Raw genomic sequence first — 20,865 nt, 5'->3', positions numbered from 1 at the left:
CGCCTGCCATTCAAGTGCGCGCAATCAGCACTTGCACGGGTGCCATGGGGAAATCGCTGGCGCCGTACTGCTCCACTTGCCGCCAGCCCGTGTCGCGCAGCAATTGTGCCAATTTCCCCTGGCGCGTTACCGTGCGGCCCAACATGCGCATCGGCAAGTAATACGGCAGCACGCGCGCCGCGTCAACGGCTGCCGGAGCGATTTCCGCCTGCACGCAAACGAAGACGCCACCCGGTTTCAAGGCCGCATTAATCTTGCGCAAGGCCGCCGCCATATCGGGCACGAAATGCAGCACGGACGAGCACCAGATGAGGTCGTAACCGCTGCCGATATCGTCGCTGTCCAGGTCGCCGCCCACCGTCTCCAGGCGGTCAGAGAGTTGCGCATGGGCGATGTTGGCGGCCGCCACGGCCGCCGTTTCCGGCCAGTCGAAGACGCAGCCATGCAAGCCCGCATGGGCTTGCGCTAGCGCAATGGCAACCCAGCCCGGACCGCCGCCCAGGTCGAGCAGGCGCAGCGGCGTGCTGCCGTCTGCAAACGGGGCGATCCGTAGCATCACGGACAGGGCTGCGCGCATGGTGACGGCGCGTTGTTCCTGGCCGATCTGCTGCTGTGCGGCAACGGCCCAGTTGACTCCATTCGCCGTGCTGTAGGGCGCGGCCTTGCCGCCCTCGCGCACCAGCGTACTGAGCTGTGTGGCGAAGTGGCGCAGCGCATGCAGCCGGTACAGCCAGGCGTCGCCACAGAAGGCCACCGAGTTGCGGCAGAAATACTGCAAGGTGGCGGCCGTGCAGCGGTAGCGCTGTGTGTCTGCATCGGCATCGGCCGTATCGCGTTCCAGCACCTGCATGCTCCAGAGCAGTTCCAGCAGCAGGGCCGTGTGCGGCGCGTGCAGCGACAGGGCTTCGGCCAGCTGCACCGGCGTGTGCGGCGTGGCCAGCACCTCGAAAATGCCCAGTTCCAGGGCGGCGGCCAGCCCATCGGCCTGGACGGGCGCGACGGCCAGGTCCCAGTAGGGTTGCAAGGCATGTTGCGTGGTAAACGGCATGGCATTTCCTTTCGGCGAGGTAGGCAAGAAAGCCTATTTTATGTAACAATGAGAATAATTATCATTTGCATTTGTATGCGACGCGGCGCATTTCGTATGCGCGACGGCGCGTGGAAAACAGGGGGAGCGATGAGGGAACAGGACAGGGAAGCGGCAGGCTGGACGCGGCGCCAGCTGGACCCCGGAATGGGCGCGTGCCGCGCGGACCAGCGCCAGGTCGACCAGGGCTTGCTGCTCGTGCATTCCGATTACCGCCCGCGCCTTGCCCTCGTCGAGCCATCGCAGCATGACGATGCGGGCGGCATGGTCATTACCATCGGCCTGGAAGGCGCGTCCGGTTACACGACGCGCGATGGCGGGCAATTGCGTTTCCAGGGCGGCCATACGACGGTGACGGCGTTTCACCACGTCAGCGGCGAGCGCCGTTTCGAGGCGGATCAACGGGCGGTGCAATTGCGCGTGCTGGTCGGCGAAGACGCGCTGGCGCGCTACTGGCCGGAAGGCCTGACTTCATTGTTACCGAACGGTGGTGCGCGCCAGCTGGCGCATGCGGCCACGACGCGCAGCAGCGCTCTGCACGCGCGCTCGCTGCTGCGCGCGACGGATCCGCTGGCCGTGCATATCGGCGTGCTCAGTATCCTGGCGGAACAGTTGCGGGCGCTGCGTCCGGCGCCCGCACCCGCTGCCTTGCCGCGCTGGTCCGAGACTGATATCGCCAAACTGGAACGCGTCCACGCGCTGATGCAGGAGCAGATGGCGCAAGACCTGACGCTCGATTACCTGTGCTTGCAAGCGGGACTGAGCTTGTTCAAGCTCAAGCAGGGGTGGCGCTACCGCTACCACGACAGTCCGCAGCGCACCCTGCTGGCGCTGCGCATGCAGCGGGCAAAGTTACTGCTGGAAAATGGATGTCAGGTGGCGCAGGCGGGCTGGCAAACGGGCTATCGCCATCCGTCCAATTTCAGCACCGCGTTCAGCCGTTATTTCGGCTACGCGCCGAAGACCGTGGGACGCGCTGGCACGTAACAAGCCGGTGTAGAATCGGCGGGCAGCATTTTTCATCTCACCTCAAGGAGACATGATGGCCCGCAAAATATTTGTCAATCTGCCCGTCCAGTCGCTGGAACGCTCCGTGGCGTTTTTCACGGCGCTGGGCTTCAGTTTCAATGCCCATTTCACCGATGAAACGGCAACATGCATGATCGTTGCCGACGACATCTTCGTGATGCTGTTGACGCACGAAAAATTCAAGCAATTTACGCCCAAGCAGCTGTGCGACACCACCGTGGCGACGGAAGTGCTCGTGTGTTTGTCGGCCGAGAGCCGCGGCGAAGTCGATGCGCTGGTGGCGAAGGCCGTCCAGGCGGGCGGCAGCATCTACAAGGAGCCGATGGATTTCGGCTTCATGTATGGCCACAGTTTTCAGGATCCCGATGGGCATCAGTGGGAACTGATGTTCATGGAACCTGACGCGGTACCCAAGTGATGGCTACCGCGTCGTAACGGCCGTTTAAGAAGCCAGCGCCAGCAAATCCACCACTTCCAGCCCGGCCAGGTCCTGCGTCGTGTTGCCCGCAAACGCGGCGCGGCTCGGCTGGCCGTTTTTCAGCCAGGTGCGCGTGACGTCCTTGATCTGCGCCAGGGTGCAGGTCAATACGCCGGTGCGGAACTGCTGGCGCACGGCTTCCGTCGTGCCGCGCTGCTGCATGTTCCACGCCGTCAGCGCTTCCGCGTATGGCGAGTGCGGCTTGTCAAGGCCCTTGATGACGCAGATGATGGCTTCTTCCACCTGCTCTTGCGAAAAATCGCCGTCGAGGATTTGATCCAGCGTCGTGCCGAAGTCGGCAAACGTGCCGGCCAGGCGCGGGTCGCGGTAGGAACTCAAGGTAAACGTGCCGGCGCCGGCCGCATAGCTGGCGCTGCCGCCATACGCGCCGCCTTTTTCGCGCAGGGCCGTATGCAGCACCTGGTTGGTCATCAGTTCAGCGGCCACGGCCAGGGCCGAGGCGTCCGGATTGTGTACGCCGGGTACGGCCCAGGAAACGAAGCAATGGTTGATCTGGCTCGTCGCATGCAGGGCCGTGTTGGCCAGCGGCAAGGCTGCTGGCGCTGCCGTGTCGCCAGGCGTCGTGGCATCCGTGCTGGCTACCGGCAATGCCAGCAAGCGAGCCAGGGCGATGCCATCCTGCTCCAGGCCCGCGCACAGCACGGTTGGCTGCTGGGCGATGATGTGCGCGTGCAGGGTGTCGAGCTCGCGCGCGATTTCCTGCAAGCCTGCCGACGTCTTGCTCAGCTGCTGCAAACGGCGGTAGAACGGCAGTGCCGCCGGGCCGCCGACGATGTCGTCGAAGCGGCGCGTCGGCGACAGGGGAGCCGCCGAGGCCAGCATGGCGTAGCGGTTGCCGGACTCGGCCAGGCTGGAGAGTTTGTCTTGCACCAGGCTTTCGATCAGGAAAGCCAGGCGCTCTTCTTCATCGAAGCGGGGTTTGGCGATCCAGGCCGACAGCACGGCGGCGATGGCCGCGTGTTCTTCGCGCAAGCCGCTGGCCGAGAACGACAATTCCACGCGCATCGCCTGTTGCGGGCGGGGAATGGCTTCCAGGCCGATGTGGAACGATGGGACCATGCTCTGGCGCCAGGCGCTGGCGTCGTCGAACGACATGTCGCCCACGCCCAGTTCCGGCGCCAGGTCCGTGTACAGGCGCAGCCATGGCCACGACGCTTCCGGCAAGCCCGACACGTCGTACAGCACGTTGGCATAGCTGATGCCGTTCGAGGCGATGCTGAACGCCACGGCGCCGTTGACGGCAGGGGGAATCGGCAATGCCGGACGCGGCAGCGCGCTGACGTCGCCAGGGCGGATGCGCGGCAGCACTTCCGAATTCGATGGCAGTTGCTGATGCGCTTCCAGCGCGGCGGACTCGGCCACGATGTGCTCGCGCTCGGCATCCGTCAGGCGCGCTTGCAGGGCCGCCAGCTTGGCGTCTTCCTGGGCCGCGCGGTCCGTGAAGTAGGCGCTGTCGGGCACCACGTGCGTCGTCAGGCGGGTCGGGTTGGCGATCAGTTCGCGCACAAGCTGCTTGAAGAAGGCCGGGTCTTCGATCTGCTGTTCCAGCGTTTCCAGGATGGCCGCATTGTCGAAGGCGTCCATGACGTCGCCGCCATACATGGCCAGCGGCAAGGCGTGCAGCAAGCGGCCCAGGCCGTAAGGCATGCGGCCGCTGCTGATTTCGCGCTGGCTGTATTTGATGTCGCGCAAGGCCGCGTGCAGCACGGCGGCGGGAATGCCCTCTTCCGCCGTCTCTTCCAGGGCCGTCCAGATGCGCTGGTGCGCATCGGCGATCTGTTCTTTGGTTAAACCTTCCATGCCGATGTGGAACACCATCTGGCGGATGCCCGCGTCGCGGCCATTCATGTCCGATGGGCGGCCATAGCCGGCCGATTCCATGGCGCGCATGACGGGCGCCGACGATTCGCCCAGCAAGCCGTGCGACAGCAAATGCGCGTGGTAGTAGGCGATGGGGTCGCTCGACTCGCCCATCAGCCAGGCGAATTGCAGGCCGAATTCATCGTCGCGCGCTTCCTGCGACGGAATCTTCACGATGTTTTCCTGCGGCGCCGTCCAGGCGGGGGCCAGCTGCGGCAGGCGGCGTTCGGAGAAACCGCTGAGCTTGGACAGCACGCGTTCGGCCACTTGTTCTTGCACGGCCGACGCTTCGATATTGCCGGCGGTCATGATCACGGCTTGCGACGGGTGGTAATGGCTGGCGTGGAATTCTTTCAGCATGTCATGCGTCAGTTCCGGGATTACCAGCGGATCGCCGCCCGATTCCACTTCGTAGGTCGTGCCCTTGAGCAAGGTGCTGGCGATGCCGCTGTCGAGCGCGCGCATGGGGCTGTTGAAAGCGCCCTTCATTTCATTGAAGACGATGCCCTGGTACACCAGTTTGTCGCCTTCGAACGCATGGCGCCAGCCTTCCTGGCGGAAGTTCAGGTAATCGAGGTTCGGGAAGAAAGCCGCGTCCAGGTACACGTCGAGCAGATTGAAGAAATCCTTGCGGTCGGTGCTGGCGAACGGATACACGGTGCGGTCCGGATAGGTCATCGCATTCATGAAGGTGGCCGTCGAGCGGCGCAGCATCGAAAAGAAAGGGTCGCGCACCGGGTAGCGGGACGAGCCGCACAAGGCCAGGTGTTCCAGGATGTGGGCGCGCCCGTCGCTCACTTCCGGCACAGTGGGAAAGGCCACCAGGAACACCATCTCAGCCTGCTCGGTATGCATGTGGATATGACGCATGCCCGTTGCTGGCTCGACATATTGCTCGATGGTTGCCTGCAAGACTGGAATGAAGTTGCTGCTGACTTTTTCAAATGTGCTCATGCGGTATGGGATCTCTGCGGTAGGTGATTCGGAGTGTCGGTGGGGCTGCATCACATGTGGGGGCAAAGTGGCGTAATGCCAGGGCCGGGGCCACTTTGATGCCTGTATGAAGCTTTTCCCTATTGTACTAGGAGTATCTGCGCGCCGCCGCCGTGGCTTGCTTGCCGGCCGCAAAAGCAACAACGTTGCCAGATCAGCTATTTTTTGACGGGTGGCGCCCCGCGATGGAGGCTTAGCGTACCATGCGCCTTTTACTGTCCAGACTGAACCGAAGGCGCCTACCTTGTCCCGACTTTCCTTTCGCCAACTGTTATTTGCCGCCTTCATTTTGACGACGGGCATTTTGACGGCCACCTCCGTGCAAGCCCTGCTGACCCTGGAGCACCTGGCGCGGCTGGGGCGCGAGACGGCGGCGCAGGCGATTGCCCTGACGGAACAGTCGCAGCGGCTGTCCGAGCGCACCCTGGCCATGGAGCGTAGCGCGCGTCAATTCCTCGTGCTCGACGATCCCGTCTTCCGCGAACGCTACGCGGCCGCCCGCGATGAAGCGACGGCGGCGCTGCAAGTGCTGAACCGGGCCACGCCCGAGTTCGCTTCCCAGCTGGCCGATGAATGGACGGTGCAGGCGCAAGCGGCGTGGGAAGTCTTGCAGGCGGGTAAGCGCCGCAAGCGCGATGGCCATGCCGTCGTGTACCGCGCGTTTGCCCGCATGACGCAGATCAATGACAGCCTGGCGCGCGAAAGCAAGACGGAAATCGGCAGCCGCAACGACGCCCTGCTGGCCGAGCTGGAACGCCAGCGCCGCGTGCTGGGCGTGCTGGTCGGTGGCGCCGTGCTGCTGGCGGCCGTGCTGGCCACCTGCTTCGGCTTTCTGTTGTCGCGCCCGCTACGCCGCATCGAGACGGCCATCGAGCGCCTGGGCGACAAGCGCTACGACCAGCCCATCGTCGTCGGCGGACCGGCCGACACGCGCCGCCTGGGCCAGCAGCTCGACTGGCTGCGCCAGCGTCTGGCCGACCTCGATGCCGACAAGGAACGTTTTCTGCGCCACATTTCGCACGAGCTGAAAACGCCGCTGGCGGCCCTGCGCGAAGGCGTGGCCTTGCTGGAAGACGAGGTGGCGGGCAAGCTCAGCGATGGCCAGCGCGAAATCGCCGGCATCCTGCAGCAAAACACGGCGTCCCTGCAAACCCAGATCGAGGACTTGCTGCGCTACAATACCGCCGCTTTTGACGCCCAGCACCTGGCGCACAGCAAGGTCGATTTGCTGGTCTTGCTGCAAGATGTGGTGGCCGGGCAGCGTCTGCAATGGCTGGCGCGCCGTTTGACGGTCGAGGTGCAGGGAGAATCCCTGATCGTGCAGGCCGACCGCGACAAGCTGGCGACGGCCCTGGCGAATTTGCTGTCGAATGCCGTGCGCTTCAGTCCGGAAGGCGGCACCGTGCGTTTCACCCTGTCTTGCGAAGGCGGCCGTGTACGCATCGATTGCATCGACGAAGGTGCCGGCGTGGCGCCCGAGGATGCCGCGCGCATCTTCGAGCCGTTTTACCAGGGCGTGCGCCAGGCGGCCGGCGCGCGCAACGGCAATGGCATCGGCCTGTCCATCGTGCGTGAATATATCGCCGCCCACGATGGCAGCGTCACTCTTTTACCGCGCTCCGCCGGCGCGCATTTTCGGATAGAACTGCCCTTATGATGACGAGAATTCCCCTGGCCGCCATGGCCACCTGCGCGCTGCTCTTGGGCGCTTGCGCCGCCAAGCCCCCCACCCAGACGCCCGTGCTGGTGCAGACGCCGCCGCGCGTGGTGGTGGTGACGGACCCCCAGCTGACGGAATTGCTCGCATATCAAGGCGCCTTGCGCCTGATGACGCCGTCGGAACTGGTGAAGGCGCAGCTGGACTTGGCGAAAGCCGATCACGCGCCGCACAACACGCTGCGCCGCGCCATGCTGCAAGCGGCCTTGCGCGGTCCCGGCGACCTGGCCCGCGCGCAAGCGTTGCTGGAACCGCTGGCCACGGCCACGGGCAAGGACGCGCAACTGCTGGCGCCGCTGGCGCAATTGCTGGGCAGCCAATACGCGGAACTGCGCCGCCAGGACGAGAGCATCGACAAGCTCAACACGCAGTTGCGCGACGCTCAGCGCCGCATCGACTTGCTCAATGAAAAACTCGAAGCATTGAAAAACATCGAGCGCAGCCTGTCCGTGCGCCCTGCCGCGGGAGCGCCGAAATGAGCGAACACGCCCACATCTTATTGGTCGACGACGACCCCGACCTGCTGCGCCTGCTGACCATCCGCCTGAAGGCTGGCAATTACCGCGTGACGGCCGTGGGCAGCGCGGAAGCGGCGCTGGCGCGCCTGGCCGTGGAATTGCCAGCCCTGGTCATTACCGACGTGCAATTGCCGGGCCGCGACGGCCTGGCCCTGTTCGATGAAATCCGCCGCCAGCATGCGGCCCTGCCCGTCATTTTGCTGACGGCCCACGGCACCATCCCCGACGCCGTCGACGCGACGGCGCGCGGCGCGTTTGCGTATCTGACGAAGCCGTTCGATGGCAAGCTCTTGATGGAAAAAGTGGCGTATGCCATCAACTTGTCCACCGTCATGCCGGCGCCAGCATCGGGCGACGAGAGCTGGCGCGCCGAGCTGATCAGCCGTAGTTCGCAGATGGCCGAGTTGCTGGCCGAAGCCAAGCTGGTGGCCGGATCCGATGCCAGCATTTTGATACGCGGCCCCAGCGGCACGGGCAAGGAGTTGCTGGCGCGCGCGCTGCACAACGCCAGCCGCCGCGCCAAGGCGCCGTTCATCGCCGTCAACTGCGGCGCCATTCCCGAGCAGTTGCTGGAATCGGAATTGTTCGGCCACGTGAAAGGTTCGTTTACGGGCGCCGTCGGCAACCGCGAAGGGCTATTTCAGGCGGCCGATGGCGGCACCCTGTTTTTGGACGAGATCGGCGACATGCCGCTGCCGCTGCAGGTAAAACTGCTGCGCGTGCTGCAGGAGCGGGCCGTGCGCCCCGTCGGCGCCGACCAGACGCGTCCGGTGGACGTGCGCTTGCTGTCCGCCACGCACCGCGACCTCGACGTGGCGATGACCGAGGGGCAATTCCGCGAAGACTTGTATTACCGGCTGAACGTGGTGACCTTGACCCTGCCGCCGCTGGCCGAGCGCCGCGAAGATATTGCCCTGCTGGCGAACCATTTCCTGCAGAAGCTGGCGGCCAAGTACCAGAAACCGTTGAATGGCTTCGCGCCAGACGCCCTCACGGCCCTGGTAGCGGCGCCATGGCCCGGCAATGTGCGCCAGCTGGTCAATGTCGTCGAGCAAGTGTGCGCGCTGGCCACGGCGCCGCTGGTGCCCTTGTCCCTGGTGCAGCGGGCCCTGCGCGTGCCGTCGCTGGAAGCGCTCAGCTATAACGAAGCCAAGCAGCGCTTCGAGCGCGACTACCTGATTCAGCTGCTGCGCCTGACGGATGGCAACGTGGCCGACGCGGCCCGCCTGGCCGACCGCAACCGCACGGAGTTCTACCGCTTATTACAGAAATACGAGCTGACGCCGGCCCTGTTCCGGGGCGATGGCGACCCTGTCGCTGAATAGCGACAAAAATAAAACCTTAATAATCAACGACTTATTTTAAAACATTGATATTGTTGCCATAAGCTGTCGCTGTCAGGCGACAAAACCCCCCGTTTTTCGGGCCAGATCGCTGCGAAATGCGCTGGAAAAATTGCGTTTGCATGTAAGTCGTTGATTTTGAATGTAATTTAAAAGCTGGCACGGTGCTTGCTGTATGGGTAGATGTGACGCTTCAAAGTGTTGCTTTATCCAAGTAAGAAGCTTTTAACTTCATTGAGAGGAACTACCATGCAAACATCGAAACTGTTCAATACCCTGGTTGCCGCTATCGTACTGTCGGGCGCCTCGATCACCGCTTCGCATGCCGCTGACTCCGCACCAAAAGCACAAGCTCCTGCTGACACCGTCGTGGCCGCCAACGCCGCCGCTGCCGTCCCTGATGAAACCATCACTTCCTCGGCCAAGGCCGCCCTGAGCGCCGATGCGCAAGCCGCTGCCCTGCCAGTCAAGGTAGCAACCCAGCAAGGCGTGGTCGTCCTGTCGGGCGACGTGCCGAGCGCCGAAGCGGGTGACCGCGTCGTGCAGATCGTCGCTTCCGTGAGCGGCGTGAAAGAAATCAAGAACGAGCTGAAAGTCAAAGCCGCCGGCTAATCCCCCTCGCGCTGTACTTTACTCCGGGTTGCCCTGTCTGCGGACAGGGCATTTTTCGTTTACGCCCGTATTTTCAAGGCCGGTTCGGTTGCGAGCGCCCGCCATTGTTCTCGATAAGCAGTCAGGCCGTCCAAGGCCAGCGCCGCCATCACCGTCGACTCCAGCGCCGGCACCTCGCCCCAGCGGTGCAACATCCAGCCGCCGCAGGTGGTGCCGCTGGTGTCCTGCGATACGGCCACGTCCTGGCCTGGCCGCAGCGCTGCCAGCACGGAGGCGAAATGCGGGTTGTCGGTAAAGCTGCCTTCCACCATCACCGGCCCGCCGGCGCCCAGGGCATCGAGGCAATAGTCGCTCATCAACGCGCAATACAGGGTGGCCAGCGCGTAGTATTCCTGCGCCGTCTGTGGCGCCGGCCCCACGATGCGTCCCGCCTGCCCGACGAACGGCCCGCCGGACTCGGCAAAACACGGCAGCGCGAGGCTGCCCTGCCGCACCAACCGTTCGATATCGGCCACATCGCATACTTGCGGAGATCCTCCTGCCAGCACCGAAAACTCGCGTCCGCCCATAAAGCGCATGCAGGCCACGGGTTGCCCAAGCGCGTTGACATTGGCCAGCATGTCGGCCGTTTCATCGAGCCGGTCCAGTCGCGCGCCAAACGCGGCGGCAATCGCCCAGGTACCGGTCGACAATATCGTGCGCGGCTGGTCGTTCGCCTCCGTCTCCAGATAGCGCAGCAGCGAAGCATTGCTGTCATGGATGCCGCACAGTACCTGGCAATCGGGCAGCGCTGGGTTGGCTCGCACCGGCCCCAGCGCCGTCCATGCCGCTTGCCGCGGCGGAAACAGCTGCGTCCATTCCATGCGATGCACCAGCGAGGAAAAGGTGCCCAGCTGCGGTTGCCATAAATCCGTATGGCAACCGAGTGACGTCACTTCGCTGGCCGCCACGCCGCACAGTCTCCAGGCCCAGTATTGCGGGTAGGTCAGGATATGGCGCGCGCGGGCGAATTCCTGCGGATACGTTTTGGCCAGCCAGTACAGCTGCAAGCCCAGGTTCAGGCCGCATGGCAGTTGCGGCGACAGGCCGTCGCCAAAGGCTGGCCTGAGCGCCGCGTACTCGGCCGCCAGCGCCTGCGGCAAGGTCGACTCATAGTCGAGGATGGGCAGCACCAGGCCCGTATCGTCGACCAGCGCCGCCGTGGCGCCATGGGTGACGGGCACGATGGCGCTGATGCGGGCCAGGCGTGAAAACGCGGCCAGGGTGGTTTGCAGCCAGTGCCACAGGCGCTCCGTATCGTGGTGCGGATACAGTCCTGTTTGAATGATGTTGTTCGGGCAGCGCTGTTCGGCCAGGATGGCGCCGGCGGCATCCAGCAAGGTCAGCTTGGCATTGGTCTTGCCGATATCGAGTACAACGGTGGCGTCGATGGTCACGGCAGTCCTTAGGCGAGGTGAAACACGGGTGCCAGCGGCACGACGACGGGCGAGGCATCGCTCTGCGTGTCCATCAGGTCGGCCATGTAATCCCACCAGCGGCGCATCACCGGATGCTGCGGCAGCGACTCCATCGCGTGGCCGTCCATGCGGCGCAGCACGGCGAACAGCGCACCCGTCGCTTCATCGAGAAAGATGCTGTAGTCGCGCACGCCGGACTCGTGCAGCAAGGCCGCCAGCTCGGGCCATATGGTATCGTGGCGGCGTTGATATTCTGCGGCATTGCCGGGTTTCAGCTGCATCTTGAAAGCAATTTGTTCCATGATTATTTTTTCGTCGATGTGCGGGTCAACAGGCGCGGCAGGGCGATCGTAATCAGCAACAAGATGCCGACCACGATCGTCATGATCACGCCAGGAATATTCAGCAGCGCAAGGCCATAGGTGACCATGCCCAGCAGCAACACGGCCAGCATCACGCCGCCGATGCTGCCCTTGCCGCCGGCGATGCTGACGCCGCCGAGGATGACCATGGTGATCACTTCCAGTTCCCAGCCCATGGCGATATTCGGCCGCGTGCTGCCGATGCGTCCGGTCAGCAACCAGGCGGCCAGACCGGCCATGGCGCCCGTCAGCACGAACAGGGCAAAGCGGTAGCGGTCCACCGCCACGCCCGAGAAACGCGCCGCCATCGGATTGCTGCCGATGGCAAAGATGCGCCGGCCCCAGCTCGTCGCATGCAGCAGCACCGCAAACAGCACGGCGAATGCCAGCAGGATCACAAAGGGGCGCGGAATGATGTCGAAGAAATAGCCCTGGCCCCAGTCGATCAGCAGTTGCGGGTAACCGGTGTAGGCCTGGTCGCCCAGGATCACGCTGGCCAGACCGCGAAACAGCGCCACCGTGCCGATCGTCACGACGATGGACGGCAAGGCAAAGCGCGTCACCAGCACGCCGTTCAGGCTGCCGCAGACGGCGCCCATGGCCAGCGCCACGAACAGCAGGCCTTCGGGCGGCACGCCGTGGTGGTGCGCAAAGCCCATCGCCACCGATGACAGCGCCAGGGTGCCCGAGACGGAAATATCGATTTCGCGGCAGATGATCAGCAAGGCCATCGGCAATGCAATCAGCGCTTTTTCGCTGAAATTGAAGGTGCTGTCGGCGAGATTATAGGTGTCGAAAAAGTTCGGCAGGAACACGCTGTTGCCGATGAATACCGCGACCAGCAGCAACGCCAGCAGCGCTTCCCAATGCGCCAGGTAATGCGACAGTCGCGGCGCCTTGCGGTCGAGGATGGTGTAGCGCGAACCGGGTGCCTTGTCGGATGACGTTTTGGCCGCGTCAGGCTGGTGCAGGGAAGTCGAGATCGCGTTCACGCGGCGCTCCTTGATGAGGGTTGTAGCATGGCCAGCGGCAGGATCTGGCGCCCGGCTTTCTTGTTGCCGCGTGCATTGATCAGGACGGCTGTCAGGATCACGATGCCCGTCAGCGCGCTTTGCCAGAACGGTGACACTTTGATGATCGGCAAGGCGTTGTTGATCACCGACAGGAACAGCGCGCCGAGCACGGCGCCGGCCACGGTGCCGGCGCCGCCGGCGATGCTGATGCCGCCGATCACGCAGGCGGCGATCACGGTAAATTCAAAACCGTAGGCAATTTCCGAATACGCGACCGCGTAACGGGCCACCCACAGATAGCCGCACAGGCCCGCCATCATGCCTGACAGGCCATACGTCCAGAACAGGCGCCGTGCCGTCGAGATGCCGACATAGCGCGCCGCCAGCGGCTGGTTGCCGATTGCATACAGGTCGCGCCCGAAGCGCGTATACCGCGCCAGCAGCCAGGTGGCGAGAATGGCGACTGCCGCGATCCACACCAGGTGCGTCACGCCAAACAAATGACTCAATGGAAAGGCGATAAAGTTGGCCGGCATCTGGTGCGACGAGACCCAGGCGCCGCCGGACAGCACGAACACCAGGCCGCGGTACACGCTCATGGTGCCCAACGTCACCACGATGGGCGGCAGGTCCAGGTAGCCGATCAGATAGCCATTGACCAGGCCTAGCAGCAGGCCGATCAGCACTGCCACCAGCATCACCAGCGCCAAGGGCAGGTCGGGATAATTGACGGCCAGCAGCGCCGCCATCATGCCCGACAAGGCCAGGTTAGAGGCCATCGACAGATCGATGCCGCGCGTGACGATGACGAACATTTGCGTCAGCGCCAGCATGATCAATAAAGTGCTGTCGGTCAGCAGGTTGCCCAGGCTGCCCGGGGTCAGGAAGACGGGGGCGCGCAGGCCCACGGCGCCGGCCAGCAGCACGATCAGCAGCGCCAGCTGGACTTCGCGTTGTTTCAGGTAGTGCATGTGAGTTCCTCGTTCGAGTACGCGCTGCCGGAGGCGGCGGCAACCACTTTTTCCGGTGTCGCCTGGGCACGCGGCAACACGCAATTGATATGTCCCTGGTGCATCACCACCACGCGGTCGGCCATGCCCAGTACTTCCGGCAATTCCGACGACACCAAAATCACCGACAGGCCCTGCGTCACCAGCTCGCTGATAAAGCGGTGCACGGCCGCTTTCGAGCCGATATCGATGCCCTTGGTGGGTTCATCGAGAATAATGACTTTCGGCTTGGTGGCCAGCCATTTGGCCAGCACCACTTTTTGCTGGTTGCCACCGGACAGTTCCGACACCATTTGCGTAAAATGGCTGGCTTTCAGTTCCAGCTGTTCGCTGAACTGGCGCGCAATCGCGGTTTCACGCGAACGCTTGCTGCGGAGAAAAAAACCGATACCATCCAGAATCGGCAAGGTAATGTTCTGTACGATCGACAGCGACAGGTGCGCGCCCTGGTGCTGACGGTCTTCCGGCACATAGGCGATGCCGTGCTTGATGGCGTCGCTGGCGCTGCGGATCGCCACTTCCTTGCCGGCAATCTTGACCGTGCCCGTCACGCCTTGCGTGAGGCCGAACAGCGCCTGCATCACCTCGGAGCGGCCGGCACCCACCAGGCCATAGAAGCCGACGATCTCACCTTGCTGCACCGAAAAATGAATATCGCGAAATTCGGTCGGATGACAGAACTGCGACACTTCCAGCAGGGTCGCTCCCAGTGGCACCTCGACCTTGGGAAATACCTGGTGGATCGCGCGGCCCACCATCAGCGACACCAACTGCGGTTCGGTGATTTCGGCCAGCAAACCGGCAGCGACAAAATGGCCGTCGCGCAGCACCGTATAGCTGTCGGCGACGGCAAAGATTTCATCGAATTTGTGCGAGATGAAAATGACCGCCGTGCCGGCCGCGCGCAGCTGGCCGATGATGCGGTACAGCTCGTGGATTTCGCGCTGCGACAGCGAGGCCGTCGGCTCGTCCATGATCACCACACGCGCATCCTGCGACAGGGCGCGGGCGATCTCGACGAAGTGACGCTGCGCCACGCTCAGGTCCTTGACCTTGGCCAAGACCGGCAACTGCACTTCCAGCCGCGCGAAGATCGCTTCGGCCTGGCTGGCCATCAGCGCCCAGTCGATGCGGGCCGGATAGCCGGTCTGCGGCTGGCGGCCGATATAGATATTTTCGGCCACCGTCAGTTCATCGAACATCACGGTTTCCTGGTGCACGGCGGTCATGCCGGCATCCATCGCGTCTTGCGGGCTGGCAAACAGCACGCGCTGGCCGTTCACTTCGATATGGCCGGCGTCCGGTTGATAAATGCCGGTCAGCGTCTTGACCAGGGTCGACTTGCCGGCGCCGTTTTCGCCGATCAGCGCCATCACTTCGCCGGCGCGCACCGTCAGCGCCACGTCTTTCAGCGCGGTGACGCCATGGAAATGCTTGCAGATGCCGTGCAGGCGCAATACCGGCGCCTCGGCCTGCGAAATAGGGGGATTCTGTGACATAGCCGTTCACATAAGAAAAATGGTAGGTCGGGTTAGCCGGAGGCGTCACCCGACAACATTGTTGACGTCGCTGGTGTTGTCGGATTACGGCGCTACGCGCCTGATCCGACCTACTTAAAAGATCTTCGAGAACTTGTCGACGTTATCCTTGTCGTACGTGAACGGTGGTGCCAGCGCCGCTTCGCCTGCCGCGTCGACGGTCAGCTTGCCCATGCGGCCGACCGCAATCGATTCGCCGGCCTTGCCGGTCGCCTTGCCGGTCACGAACTGGTGCGCGGCATAGGTGGCGGCGTAGCCCAGGTCGATCGGATTCCAGATCGCAAAGCTTTTCACGGCGCCGCTCTTCACGTGGCCGGCCATTTCCGATGGCAGGCCCAGGCCCGTCACATACACTTTGCCGACCAGTTTTTCATCGACCACGGCCTTGCCGGCCGCATTGATGCCAACCGTAGTCGGGGCGATGATGGCTTTCAGGTTCGGGTTGCTGCGCAGCAAACCAATCGCTTCGCGGTAGCTTTTGTCGGACTGGTCGTCGCCATACACGGTCGACACCAGCTTGATTTTCGAATACGCGGGCTGGGCCAGCGTTTTCTTCATTTCGCCGATCCAGATATTCTGGTTGGTCGCTTGCGCGGTGGCCGACAGGATGGCGATCTCGCCGGCGCCGCCGATGGCGTCAGACGCCATTTCAATTTGCTTCTGGCCGATCAGGGCCGGGCTCGATGGATTCAATTGCATCAGGCGGCCGTCCTTGGCGATGCCGCTGTCAAAGGAAATGACCTTGATGCCGCGCTGCATGGCTTTCTTGGTGATCGGCACCAGCGCATTGGCATCGTTGGCGGAAATGACGATGGCCTTGACCTTCTGGCTGATCAGGGAACTGATGATTTCGATCTGGCCTTCGGCGGTGGCCGTGGTTGGGCCCGTGTAAATGATTTCCACGTCGCCCAGTTGCTTGGCCGCTTCGTTCGCGCCTTCGTGGGCGGCGTCAAAAAAGCCGTTGCCGAGGTTCTTCACGACCATCGCGATCTTCATTTTTTCCGCCGCCTGGGCACCGGTGGCCAGGCAGGCCATCATGCAGGTGCTCAGGACCGCCACCATCATTTTGTTCATTTTCATGCCACGTCTCCTTTTATTATTGATGTGGCGGTAGACACCATGTCCCCTGCCATCTTGTTCTTATTATTTTTTTAGTGGACTTGCCATTCCTTTTCCGTCTGCAGCAGGCTCGCTTCAGCGGCTTGCTCGGGCGCCACCGCCAGTACTTTCACGCCCGATTGCTCCAGCATCTGCACGGCTGCATCGGACGCGCCCGTATCAGTGATCACGCAGGACACGCGGTTCAGGCCGCACAGGATCAGCCCGGCCTTGCGCGCGAACTTGCTGCTGTCGGCCAGCACGATCAGTTCCTCGGCCTGGCTGATCAGGCGCTTTTCGGCCTGGATCAGCATCGGGTCCGCTTCCATCAGGCCCAGCATCGACAGGCCGTACACGCCCATGAACATTTTCCCGGCGTAATGGTGCTGGCTGATGTCGTTGTCGAACGGGCTCAAAATGACGTTCTGCTCGCGATAGACCTTGCCGCCTGGCAGGATGATTTCGTTCTCGCTGGTCATCAACAGGCGCTCGGCCATCATGAAGGAATTGGTGAGGATTTTCAGGCGCTTGTCGACCAAGAATTCCACCATGCGATAGGTGGTGGTGCCGCCATTGATGATGATGGTGTCACCGTCCGCGCACAGGCCGCAGGCATGGCGGGCAATCGCGCGTTTCTGCGCGGCGCAGCGGTCGATATTGTTCTGGAATGTCTCGCCCGACAGCGCAAACGTACGCTGTTTTTTTTGCGGCAGGCTTTCCGCTCCGCCACGGGTGCGCACCAGCAGATTGCGCTCGGCCAGCCAGGCGATATCGCGCCGCACCGTGGCCGGCGACGAATTGAGCCAGTTGACCAATTGATCGACGCTCGCCGTGGTGTGCTCGGCGAGTAACTTCAACAGCCCTTTGCGGCGTTTGTGATTGATCACGTTGTCTCCTCTTGAGTCATCTCCTTGGAGGCTGCGGCGCGGTGCGCAATGGCCAGGGACGACTTCTTTATCGGTGAGCCAGCCTAAGCAGTTGAGCAGTCCATGTCAACAATCAATCAATCAACATGGTGATTATTTGCCCATTGCGCAAATGGCTGATCGGGGTTCCGATCAACATGATGATTATTTGCGTTTCTCTCACCGTTTTGATTGCTTGTTGATTGACATGGCCAGGCCGCTGATTTCTACTGAGCGCTGCTGCCGCCAGCTGCTCCGCACACAGATGCGGTCATGGCAATCGCACACATAACCAATAATGGAGACACTGTATGACCGCCACGATGGACACCAAATCGCCCGCGCCCATGGCCTCGCTGTGGGACGACGCGCACGCCGCAACCTTGAGCGAACCGGAACTGCTGCTGTACCGCTCGAACCTGCTCGGTTCGGATATGCGCATCACCAATTTTGGCGGCGGCAATACCTCGGCCAAGATCACCATGACCGATCCGCTGACGGGCGACCAAGCCGAAGTGCTGTGGGTCAAAGGCTCCGGCGGCGACCTGGGCAGCATCAAGCTCGACGGCTTTTCCACCTTGTATATGGACAAGCTCAATGCCCTGAAAGGCCGCTACCGTGGCCTGGCGCTGGAAGACGAAATGGTGGCCTATTTGCCCCATTGCACCTTCAACCTGAACCCGCGCGCGGCCAGTATCGATACCCCGCTGCATGCGTATATCGCGCGCAAGCATGTCGACCATATGCATCCGGATGCGGTGATCGCGATCGCCGCCTGCGCCAACAGCAAGGCTTTGACGCAAAAGATTTTTGAAGGCGAACTGGGCTGGCTACCATGGCAGCGCCCCGGCTACGACCTGGGCCTGAAACTGGAAGCCGTATCGCAGGCGCAGCCGAACCTGAAGGGCATCATCCTCGAAGGCCACGGCCTGTTTACCTGGGGCGATACGGCCAAGTCCTGCTATGAAGTCACGCTGGCCATCATCAAGCGCGCCGAAGATTGGCTGGCCGCCAATACCAGACAACCGGCGTTTGGCGGCGCCAAGGTCGCACCGCTGCCGTCGGAAGAACGCGCCGCGCTGGCGCAGCGGCTGATGCCCCTGCTGCGCGGCAAGATCAGCCAGGACGAATACAAGCTGGGCCACTTCGACGACAGCGCCAATGTGCTCGATTTTGTTTGCAGCAACGATTTGCTGCCGCTGGCCGCGCTCGGCACTTCCTGCCCCGACCACTTCCTGCGCACCAAGATCCGCCCGTTCGTGATCGACTTCGAGCCCGCCAGCCCAGACTTCGACAAGCTGGTGGCGGGCCTCGACGATGCGCTGGCCGCCTACCGCGCGGACTACCTCGCCTACTATACGCGCTGCAAGCACGACAACAGCCCCGCCGTGCGCGACGCCAACCCGATCATCTATCTGATCCCTGGCGTGGGCATGCTGTCGTTCGCCAAGGACAAGGCGACGGCGCGCATCGCCGGCGAGTTCTATGTCAACGCCATCAACGTGATGCGCGGCGCCAATGGCGTCGACACCTATGTCGGCCTGCCGGAACAGGAAGCCTTCGATATCGAATACTGGCTGCTGGAAGAAGCCAAGCTGCAGCGCATGCCGAAACCGAAAAGCCTGGCCGGCCGCATCGCGCTGATAACCGGTGGCGCCGGCGGCATCGGTCAGGCCGTGGCGCGCCAGCTGCTGCAGGAAGGCGCGTGCGTGATGCTGACCGATATCGATGGCGGCGCCCTCGAAGAAGCCGAGCAGGCGCTGCTGAAGGTGGCGGGCCGCGACAATATCGCCACGGTGCGCGCCAATATCACGGCCGAGCATGAAGTAGAGGCCATCCTGAACGCGGCCGCGCTGCGCTTTGGCGGCGTCGACCTGCTGGTGTCGAACGCGGGTATCGCCTCGTCGGCGCCGGTGGAAGACACGACCCTGGAAATGTGGGAACGCAACCAGTCGATTCTGGTCACCGGCTACTTCCTGGTCAGCCGCGCCGCCTTCCGCATCATGAAGCAGCAGCAGTTGGGCGGCAGCATGGTGTATGTGGCCAGCAAGAATGGCCTGGTGGCCTCCGGTGGCGCCTCGGCTTATTGCACCGCCAAGGCGGCCGAGATTCACCTGGCCCGTTGCCTGGCGCTGGAAGGCGCGCCGCACGGCATCCGCGTCAATGTCGTCAACCCCGACGCCGTGATCCGCGGTTCGCGCATCTGGGATGGCAAGTGGAAGGAAGAGCGGGCCGCCTCGAACAAGATCGATTCGGACGATATCGAGGAATTCTACCGCCAGCGCAGCATGCTCAAACGCAGCGTGCTGCCGGAAGACATCGCCGAAGCCGTGTATTTCCTATCCAGCGAAAAAGCCGCCAAGAGTACCGGCAATATCATCAATGTCGATGCCGGCAACGCGGCCGCATTTACACGATAATCAAGTCCTATAAAAAAGCAGCCGGCCAACGCGCCGCGCTGTGCACAAGGAGACGAAGCATGAACACCATGATCAACGAAGGCCTGGTGGCCGAACACAATGCCAAGCTGCAGTCCGACCTCGACGCCGACTATGCGGCGCTGGCCGGCGTGCTGGAACGGCGCGGCCAGGACATTGAAAAACTGACGGCGCTGGCGCAGACCTTTGCCGTGGCCGTGCCAACCTGGGGTGCCGGCACCGGCGGCACCCGCTTTGCCCGTTTCCCCGGCGTGGGCGAACCGCGCAATATATTTGAAAAGCTGGAAGACTGCGCCGTCATCCATCAACTGACGCAAGCCACGCCCGCCGTCTCGCCGCATTTTCCATGGGACAAAGTGAGCGACACGGCAGCCCTGCGTGAAGTCGCCGAAGGCTATGGCCTGGGCTTTGACGCCGTCAATTCGAACACCTTCCAGGACCAGCTGGGCCAGGAGCACACCTACAAGCACGGCAGTCTGACCTCGCAAAGCGCCAGCGTGCGCGCGCAGGCGGTCGAGCACAACATCGAATGCATAGCACTGGGCCGCGCGCTCGGTTCGAAAGCGCTGACGGTGTGGGTCGGCGATGGCGCCAACTTCCCCGGCCAACACAATCTGCGTGGTGCGCTGGAGCGCTACCTGGACAGCATGCGCGACATCTACGGCGCCCTGCCCGCCGACTGGAATATTTTCATCGAACACAAGCTGTTCGAGCCGGCCTTCTACGCCACCACCATCGCCGACTGGGGCACCAGCTTTGCCTGCGCCACCACCCTGGGCCCGAAAGCCAAATGTCTGGTCGACCTGGGCCACCATGCGCCAAACACGAATATTGAAATGATCGTCGCGCGCCTGGCGCAGTTCGGCAAGTTGGGCGGCTTCCACTTCAACGACAGCAAATACGGCGACGACGACCTCGATTCGGGCAGCATCAACCCGTTCCAGTTGTTCCTGGTATTCAATGAACTGGCCGATGCGGCCGAGCGCGAAGGCAGCACCTTTAACCCCGCCTACATGCTGGACCAGTCGCACAATGTGACCGACCCGATCGAAAGCCTGATGAGCAGCGCCGTCGAGGTACAGCGCGCCTTTATCCAGTCCGCGCTGGTCGACCGCGCCGGATTGCGCCACCTGCAGGAAAGCAATGACGTGCATGCGTCCGCGCAGGCCTTGAAGCAGGCATTCCGTACCGATGTCAGCGCGATTTTGGCCATGGCGCGCCTGCGTTCGGGCGCGGCCATCGATCCGGTCGCCTGCTACCGCAGCAGCGGTTACCGCGAAGCGCGTGGCGTCGCGCGTCCACCGAAGGCAGGGGCGAGCAGCAGCGGTATTGTTTAAAGCAGCGAACTGGGCGGCATGCATCTTCCCTGCATGCCGCCAAGCAAGC

17 protein-coding genes are annotated in these 20,865 nt (G+C 62.9%); 8 read left to right on the top strand and 9 right to left on the bottom strand.

Going from position 1 to position 20,865, the window contains the following annotated elements:
* Positions 1 to 10: 10 nt before the first annotated feature.
* Entirely contained in the window at positions 11 to 1,048 is a 1,038-nt protein-coding gene (locus CSQ93_RS08270; protein ID WP_099377655.1) for a methyltransferase domain-containing protein, read from the bottom strand.
* A 129-nt stretch (positions 1,049 to 1,177) separates the two neighbouring features.
* On the opposite strand from CSQ93_RS08270, the gene CSQ93_RS08265 reads away from it, so the two are divergent.
* Both CSQ93_RS08265 and CSQ93_RS08260 read left to right on the top strand, forming a co-directional pair.
* The gene (locus CSQ93_RS08265; protein WP_099377654.1) at positions 1,178 to 2,074 is read left to right on the top strand and encodes a helix-turn-helix transcriptional regulator; all 897 of its coding nucleotides are present in this window, start codon (positions 1,178 to 1,180) and stop codon (positions 2,072 to 2,074) included.
* Between the two features lie 55 nt (positions 2,075 to 2,129).
* Positions 2,130 to 2,534 carry a VOC family protein gene (locus CSQ93_RS08260; RefSeq protein ID WP_099377653.1) on the top strand — a complete coding sequence of 135 codons (405 nt, stop codon included), beginning with the start codon at positions 2,130 to 2,132 and terminating at the stop codon, positions 2,532 to 2,534.
* 24 nt (positions 2,535 to 2,558) lie between these two features.
* Here CSQ93_RS08260 and CSQ93_RS08255 read toward each other — a convergent pair whose 3' ends face one another.
* Complete coding sequence (locus tag CSQ93_RS08255; protein WP_099377652.1) at positions 2,559 to 5,429, bottom strand: insulinase family protein; 2,871 nt, start codon at positions 5,427 to 5,429, stop codon at positions 2,559 to 2,561.
* A 283-nt stretch (positions 5,430 to 5,712) separates the two neighbouring features.
* On the opposite strand from CSQ93_RS08255, the gene CSQ93_RS08250 reads away from it, so the two are divergent.
* From CSQ93_RS08250 to CSQ93_RS08235, 4 genes are all read left to right on the top strand, one after another.
* The gene (locus tag CSQ93_RS08250; protein ID WP_099377651.1) at positions 5,713 to 7,125 is read left to right on the top strand and encodes a HAMP domain-containing sensor histidine kinase; all 1,413 of its coding nucleotides are present in this window, start codon (positions 5,713 to 5,715) and stop codon (positions 7,123 to 7,125) included.
* On the top strand, positions 7,122 to 7,664 hold the full coding sequence (locus CSQ93_RS08245; protein ID WP_233516111.1) for a hypothetical protein: 543 nt from the start codon (positions 7,122 to 7,124) through the stop codon (positions 7,662 to 7,664). The genes CSQ93_RS08250 and CSQ93_RS08245 overlap by 4 nt, the downstream gene beginning before the upstream one ends.
* Complete coding sequence (locus tag CSQ93_RS08240; protein WP_099377650.1) at positions 7,661 to 9,028, top strand: sigma 54-interacting transcriptional regulator; 1,368 nt, start codon at positions 7,661 to 7,663, stop codon at positions 9,026 to 9,028. Before CSQ93_RS08245 ends, CSQ93_RS08240 begins: the two co-directional genes overlap by 4 nt.
* A 267-nt stretch (positions 9,029 to 9,295) precedes the next feature.
* Complete coding sequence (locus CSQ93_RS08235; protein ID WP_034752546.1) at positions 9,296 to 9,658, top strand: BON domain-containing protein; 363 nt, start codon at positions 9,296 to 9,298, stop codon at positions 9,656 to 9,658.
* A 59-nt stretch (positions 9,659 to 9,717) separates the two neighbouring features.
* Here the strand turns inward: CSQ93_RS08235 and CSQ93_RS08230 are convergent, their stop codons facing one another.
* The 7 genes from CSQ93_RS08230 to CSQ93_RS08200 form a co-directional block, all read right to left on the bottom strand.
* Complete coding sequence (locus CSQ93_RS08230) at positions 9,718 to 11,094, bottom strand: FGGY-family carbohydrate kinase (protein WP_099377649.1); 1,377 nt, start codon at positions 11,092 to 11,094, stop codon at positions 9,718 to 9,720.
* Between the two features lie 8 nt (positions 11,095 to 11,102).
* On the bottom strand, positions 11,103 to 11,417 hold the full coding sequence (gene rhaM, locus CSQ93_RS08225; protein WP_099377648.1) for an L-rhamnose mutarotase: 315 nt from the start codon (positions 11,415 to 11,417) through the stop codon (positions 11,103 to 11,105).
* 2 nt (positions 11,418 to 11,419) lie between these two features.
* Positions 11,420 to 12,469, bottom strand: a complete 1,050-nt coding sequence (locus CSQ93_RS08220; protein ID WP_416208787.1) for an ABC transporter permease — start codon at positions 12,467 to 12,469, stop codon at positions 11,420 to 11,422.
* The gene (locus tag CSQ93_RS08215) at positions 12,466 to 13,461 is read right to left on the bottom strand and encodes an ABC transporter permease (protein ID WP_099377647.1); all 996 of its coding nucleotides are present in this window, start codon (positions 13,459 to 13,461) and stop codon (positions 12,466 to 12,468) included. Before CSQ93_RS08215 ends, CSQ93_RS08220 begins: the two co-directional genes overlap by 4 nt.
* On the bottom strand, positions 13,449 to 14,999 hold the full coding sequence (locus CSQ93_RS08210; protein WP_099377646.1) for a sugar ABC transporter ATP-binding protein: 1,551 nt from the start codon (positions 14,997 to 14,999) through the stop codon (positions 13,449 to 13,451). The genes CSQ93_RS08215 and CSQ93_RS08210 overlap by 13 nt, the downstream gene beginning before the upstream one ends.
* A 114-nt stretch (positions 15,000 to 15,113) precedes the next feature.
* Positions 15,114 to 16,100 carry a rhamnose ABC transporter substrate-binding protein gene (gene rhaS, locus CSQ93_RS08205; protein ID WP_416208788.1) on the bottom strand — a complete coding sequence of 329 codons (987 nt, stop codon included), beginning with the start codon at positions 16,098 to 16,100 and terminating at the stop codon, positions 15,114 to 15,116.
* 89 nt (positions 16,101 to 16,189) lie between these two features.
* The gene (locus tag CSQ93_RS08200) at positions 16,190 to 17,023 is read right to left on the bottom strand and encodes a DeoR/GlpR family DNA-binding transcription regulator (RefSeq protein ID WP_099377644.1); all 834 of its coding nucleotides are present in this window, start codon (positions 17,021 to 17,023) and stop codon (positions 16,190 to 16,192) included.
* 329 nt (positions 17,024 to 17,352) lie between these two features.
* Here CSQ93_RS08200 and CSQ93_RS08195 point away from each other — a divergent pair, with 329 nt between their 5' ends.
* Positions 17,353 to 19,461 (top strand): bifunctional rhamnulose-1-phosphate aldolase/short-chain dehydrogenase, encoded by a 2,109-nt coding sequence (locus CSQ93_RS08195; RefSeq protein ID WP_080753378.1) that lies wholly within the window; start codon positions 17,353 to 17,355, stop codon positions 19,459 to 19,461.
* Positions 19,462 to 19,520: 59 nt separating this feature from the next.
* Positions 19,521 to 20,816, top strand: coding sequence for an L-rhamnose catabolism isomerase (gene rhaI / locus CSQ93_RS08190; RefSeq protein WP_099377643.1), 1,296 nt, complete (start codon positions 19,521 to 19,523; stop codon positions 20,814 to 20,816).
* The last annotated feature ends 49 nt before the right edge of the window (positions 20,817 to 20,865 follow it).

It is taken from the genome of Janthinobacterium sp. BJB426 (genome assembly GCF_002735705.1).
GTDB lineage: Bacteria > Pseudomonadota > Gammaproteobacteria > Burkholderiales > Burkholderiaceae_D > Janthinobacterium.
Note: the sequence above shows the minus strand (reverse complement) of the source record. Positions and strands in the feature narration are given on the sequence as shown.

Bases quoted from the DNA above. Each gene is read 5' to 3' on its own strand.
- rhaS (WP_416208788.1), bottom strand. From the start codon at position 16,100: ATGGTGGCGGTCCTGAGCACCTGCATGATGGCCTGCCTGGCCACCGGT.
- CSQ93_RS08235 (WP_034752546.1), top strand. From the start codon at position 9,296: ATGCAAACATCGAAACTGTTCAATACCCTGGTTGCCGCTATCGTACTG.
- CSQ93_RS08245 (WP_233516111.1), top strand. From the start codon at position 7,122: ATGATGACGAGAATTCCCCTGGCCGCCATGGCCACCTGCGCGCTGCTC.
- CSQ93_RS08270 (WP_099377655.1), bottom strand. From the start codon at position 1,048: ATGCCGTTTACCACGCAACATGCCTTGCAACCCTACTGGGACCTGGCC.
- CSQ93_RS08195 (WP_080753378.1), top strand. From the start codon at position 17,353: ATGACCGCCACGATGGACACCAAATCGCCCGCGCCCATGGCCTCGCTG.
- CSQ93_RS08265 (WP_099377654.1), top strand. From the start codon at position 1,178: ATGAGGGAACAGGACAGGGAAGCGGCAGGCTGGACGCGGCGCCAGCTG.
- CSQ93_RS08240 (WP_099377650.1), top strand. From the start codon at position 7,661: ATGAGCGAACACGCCCACATCTTATTGGTCGACGACGACCCCGACCTG.
- CSQ93_RS08210 (WP_099377646.1), bottom strand. From the start codon at position 14,999: ATGTCACAGAATCCCCCTATTTCGCAGGCCGAGGCGCCGGTATTGCGC.
- CSQ93_RS08255 (WP_099377652.1), bottom strand. From the start codon at position 5,429: ATGAGCACATTTGAAAAAGTCAGCAGCAACTTCATTCCAGTCTTGCAG.
- CSQ93_RS08215 (WP_099377647.1), bottom strand. From the start codon at position 13,461: ATGCACTACCTGAAACAACGCGAAGTCCAGCTGGCGCTGCTGATCGTG.
- rhaI (WP_099377643.1), top strand. From the start codon at position 19,521: ATGAACACCATGATCAACGAAGGCCTGGTGGCCGAACACAATGCCAAG.
- rhaM (WP_099377648.1), bottom strand. From the start codon at position 11,417: ATGGAACAAATTGCTTTCAAGATGCAGCTGAAACCCGGCAATGCCGCA.
- CSQ93_RS08260 (WP_099377653.1), top strand. From the start codon at position 2,130: ATGGCCCGCAAAATATTTGTCAATCTGCCCGTCCAGTCGCTGGAACGC.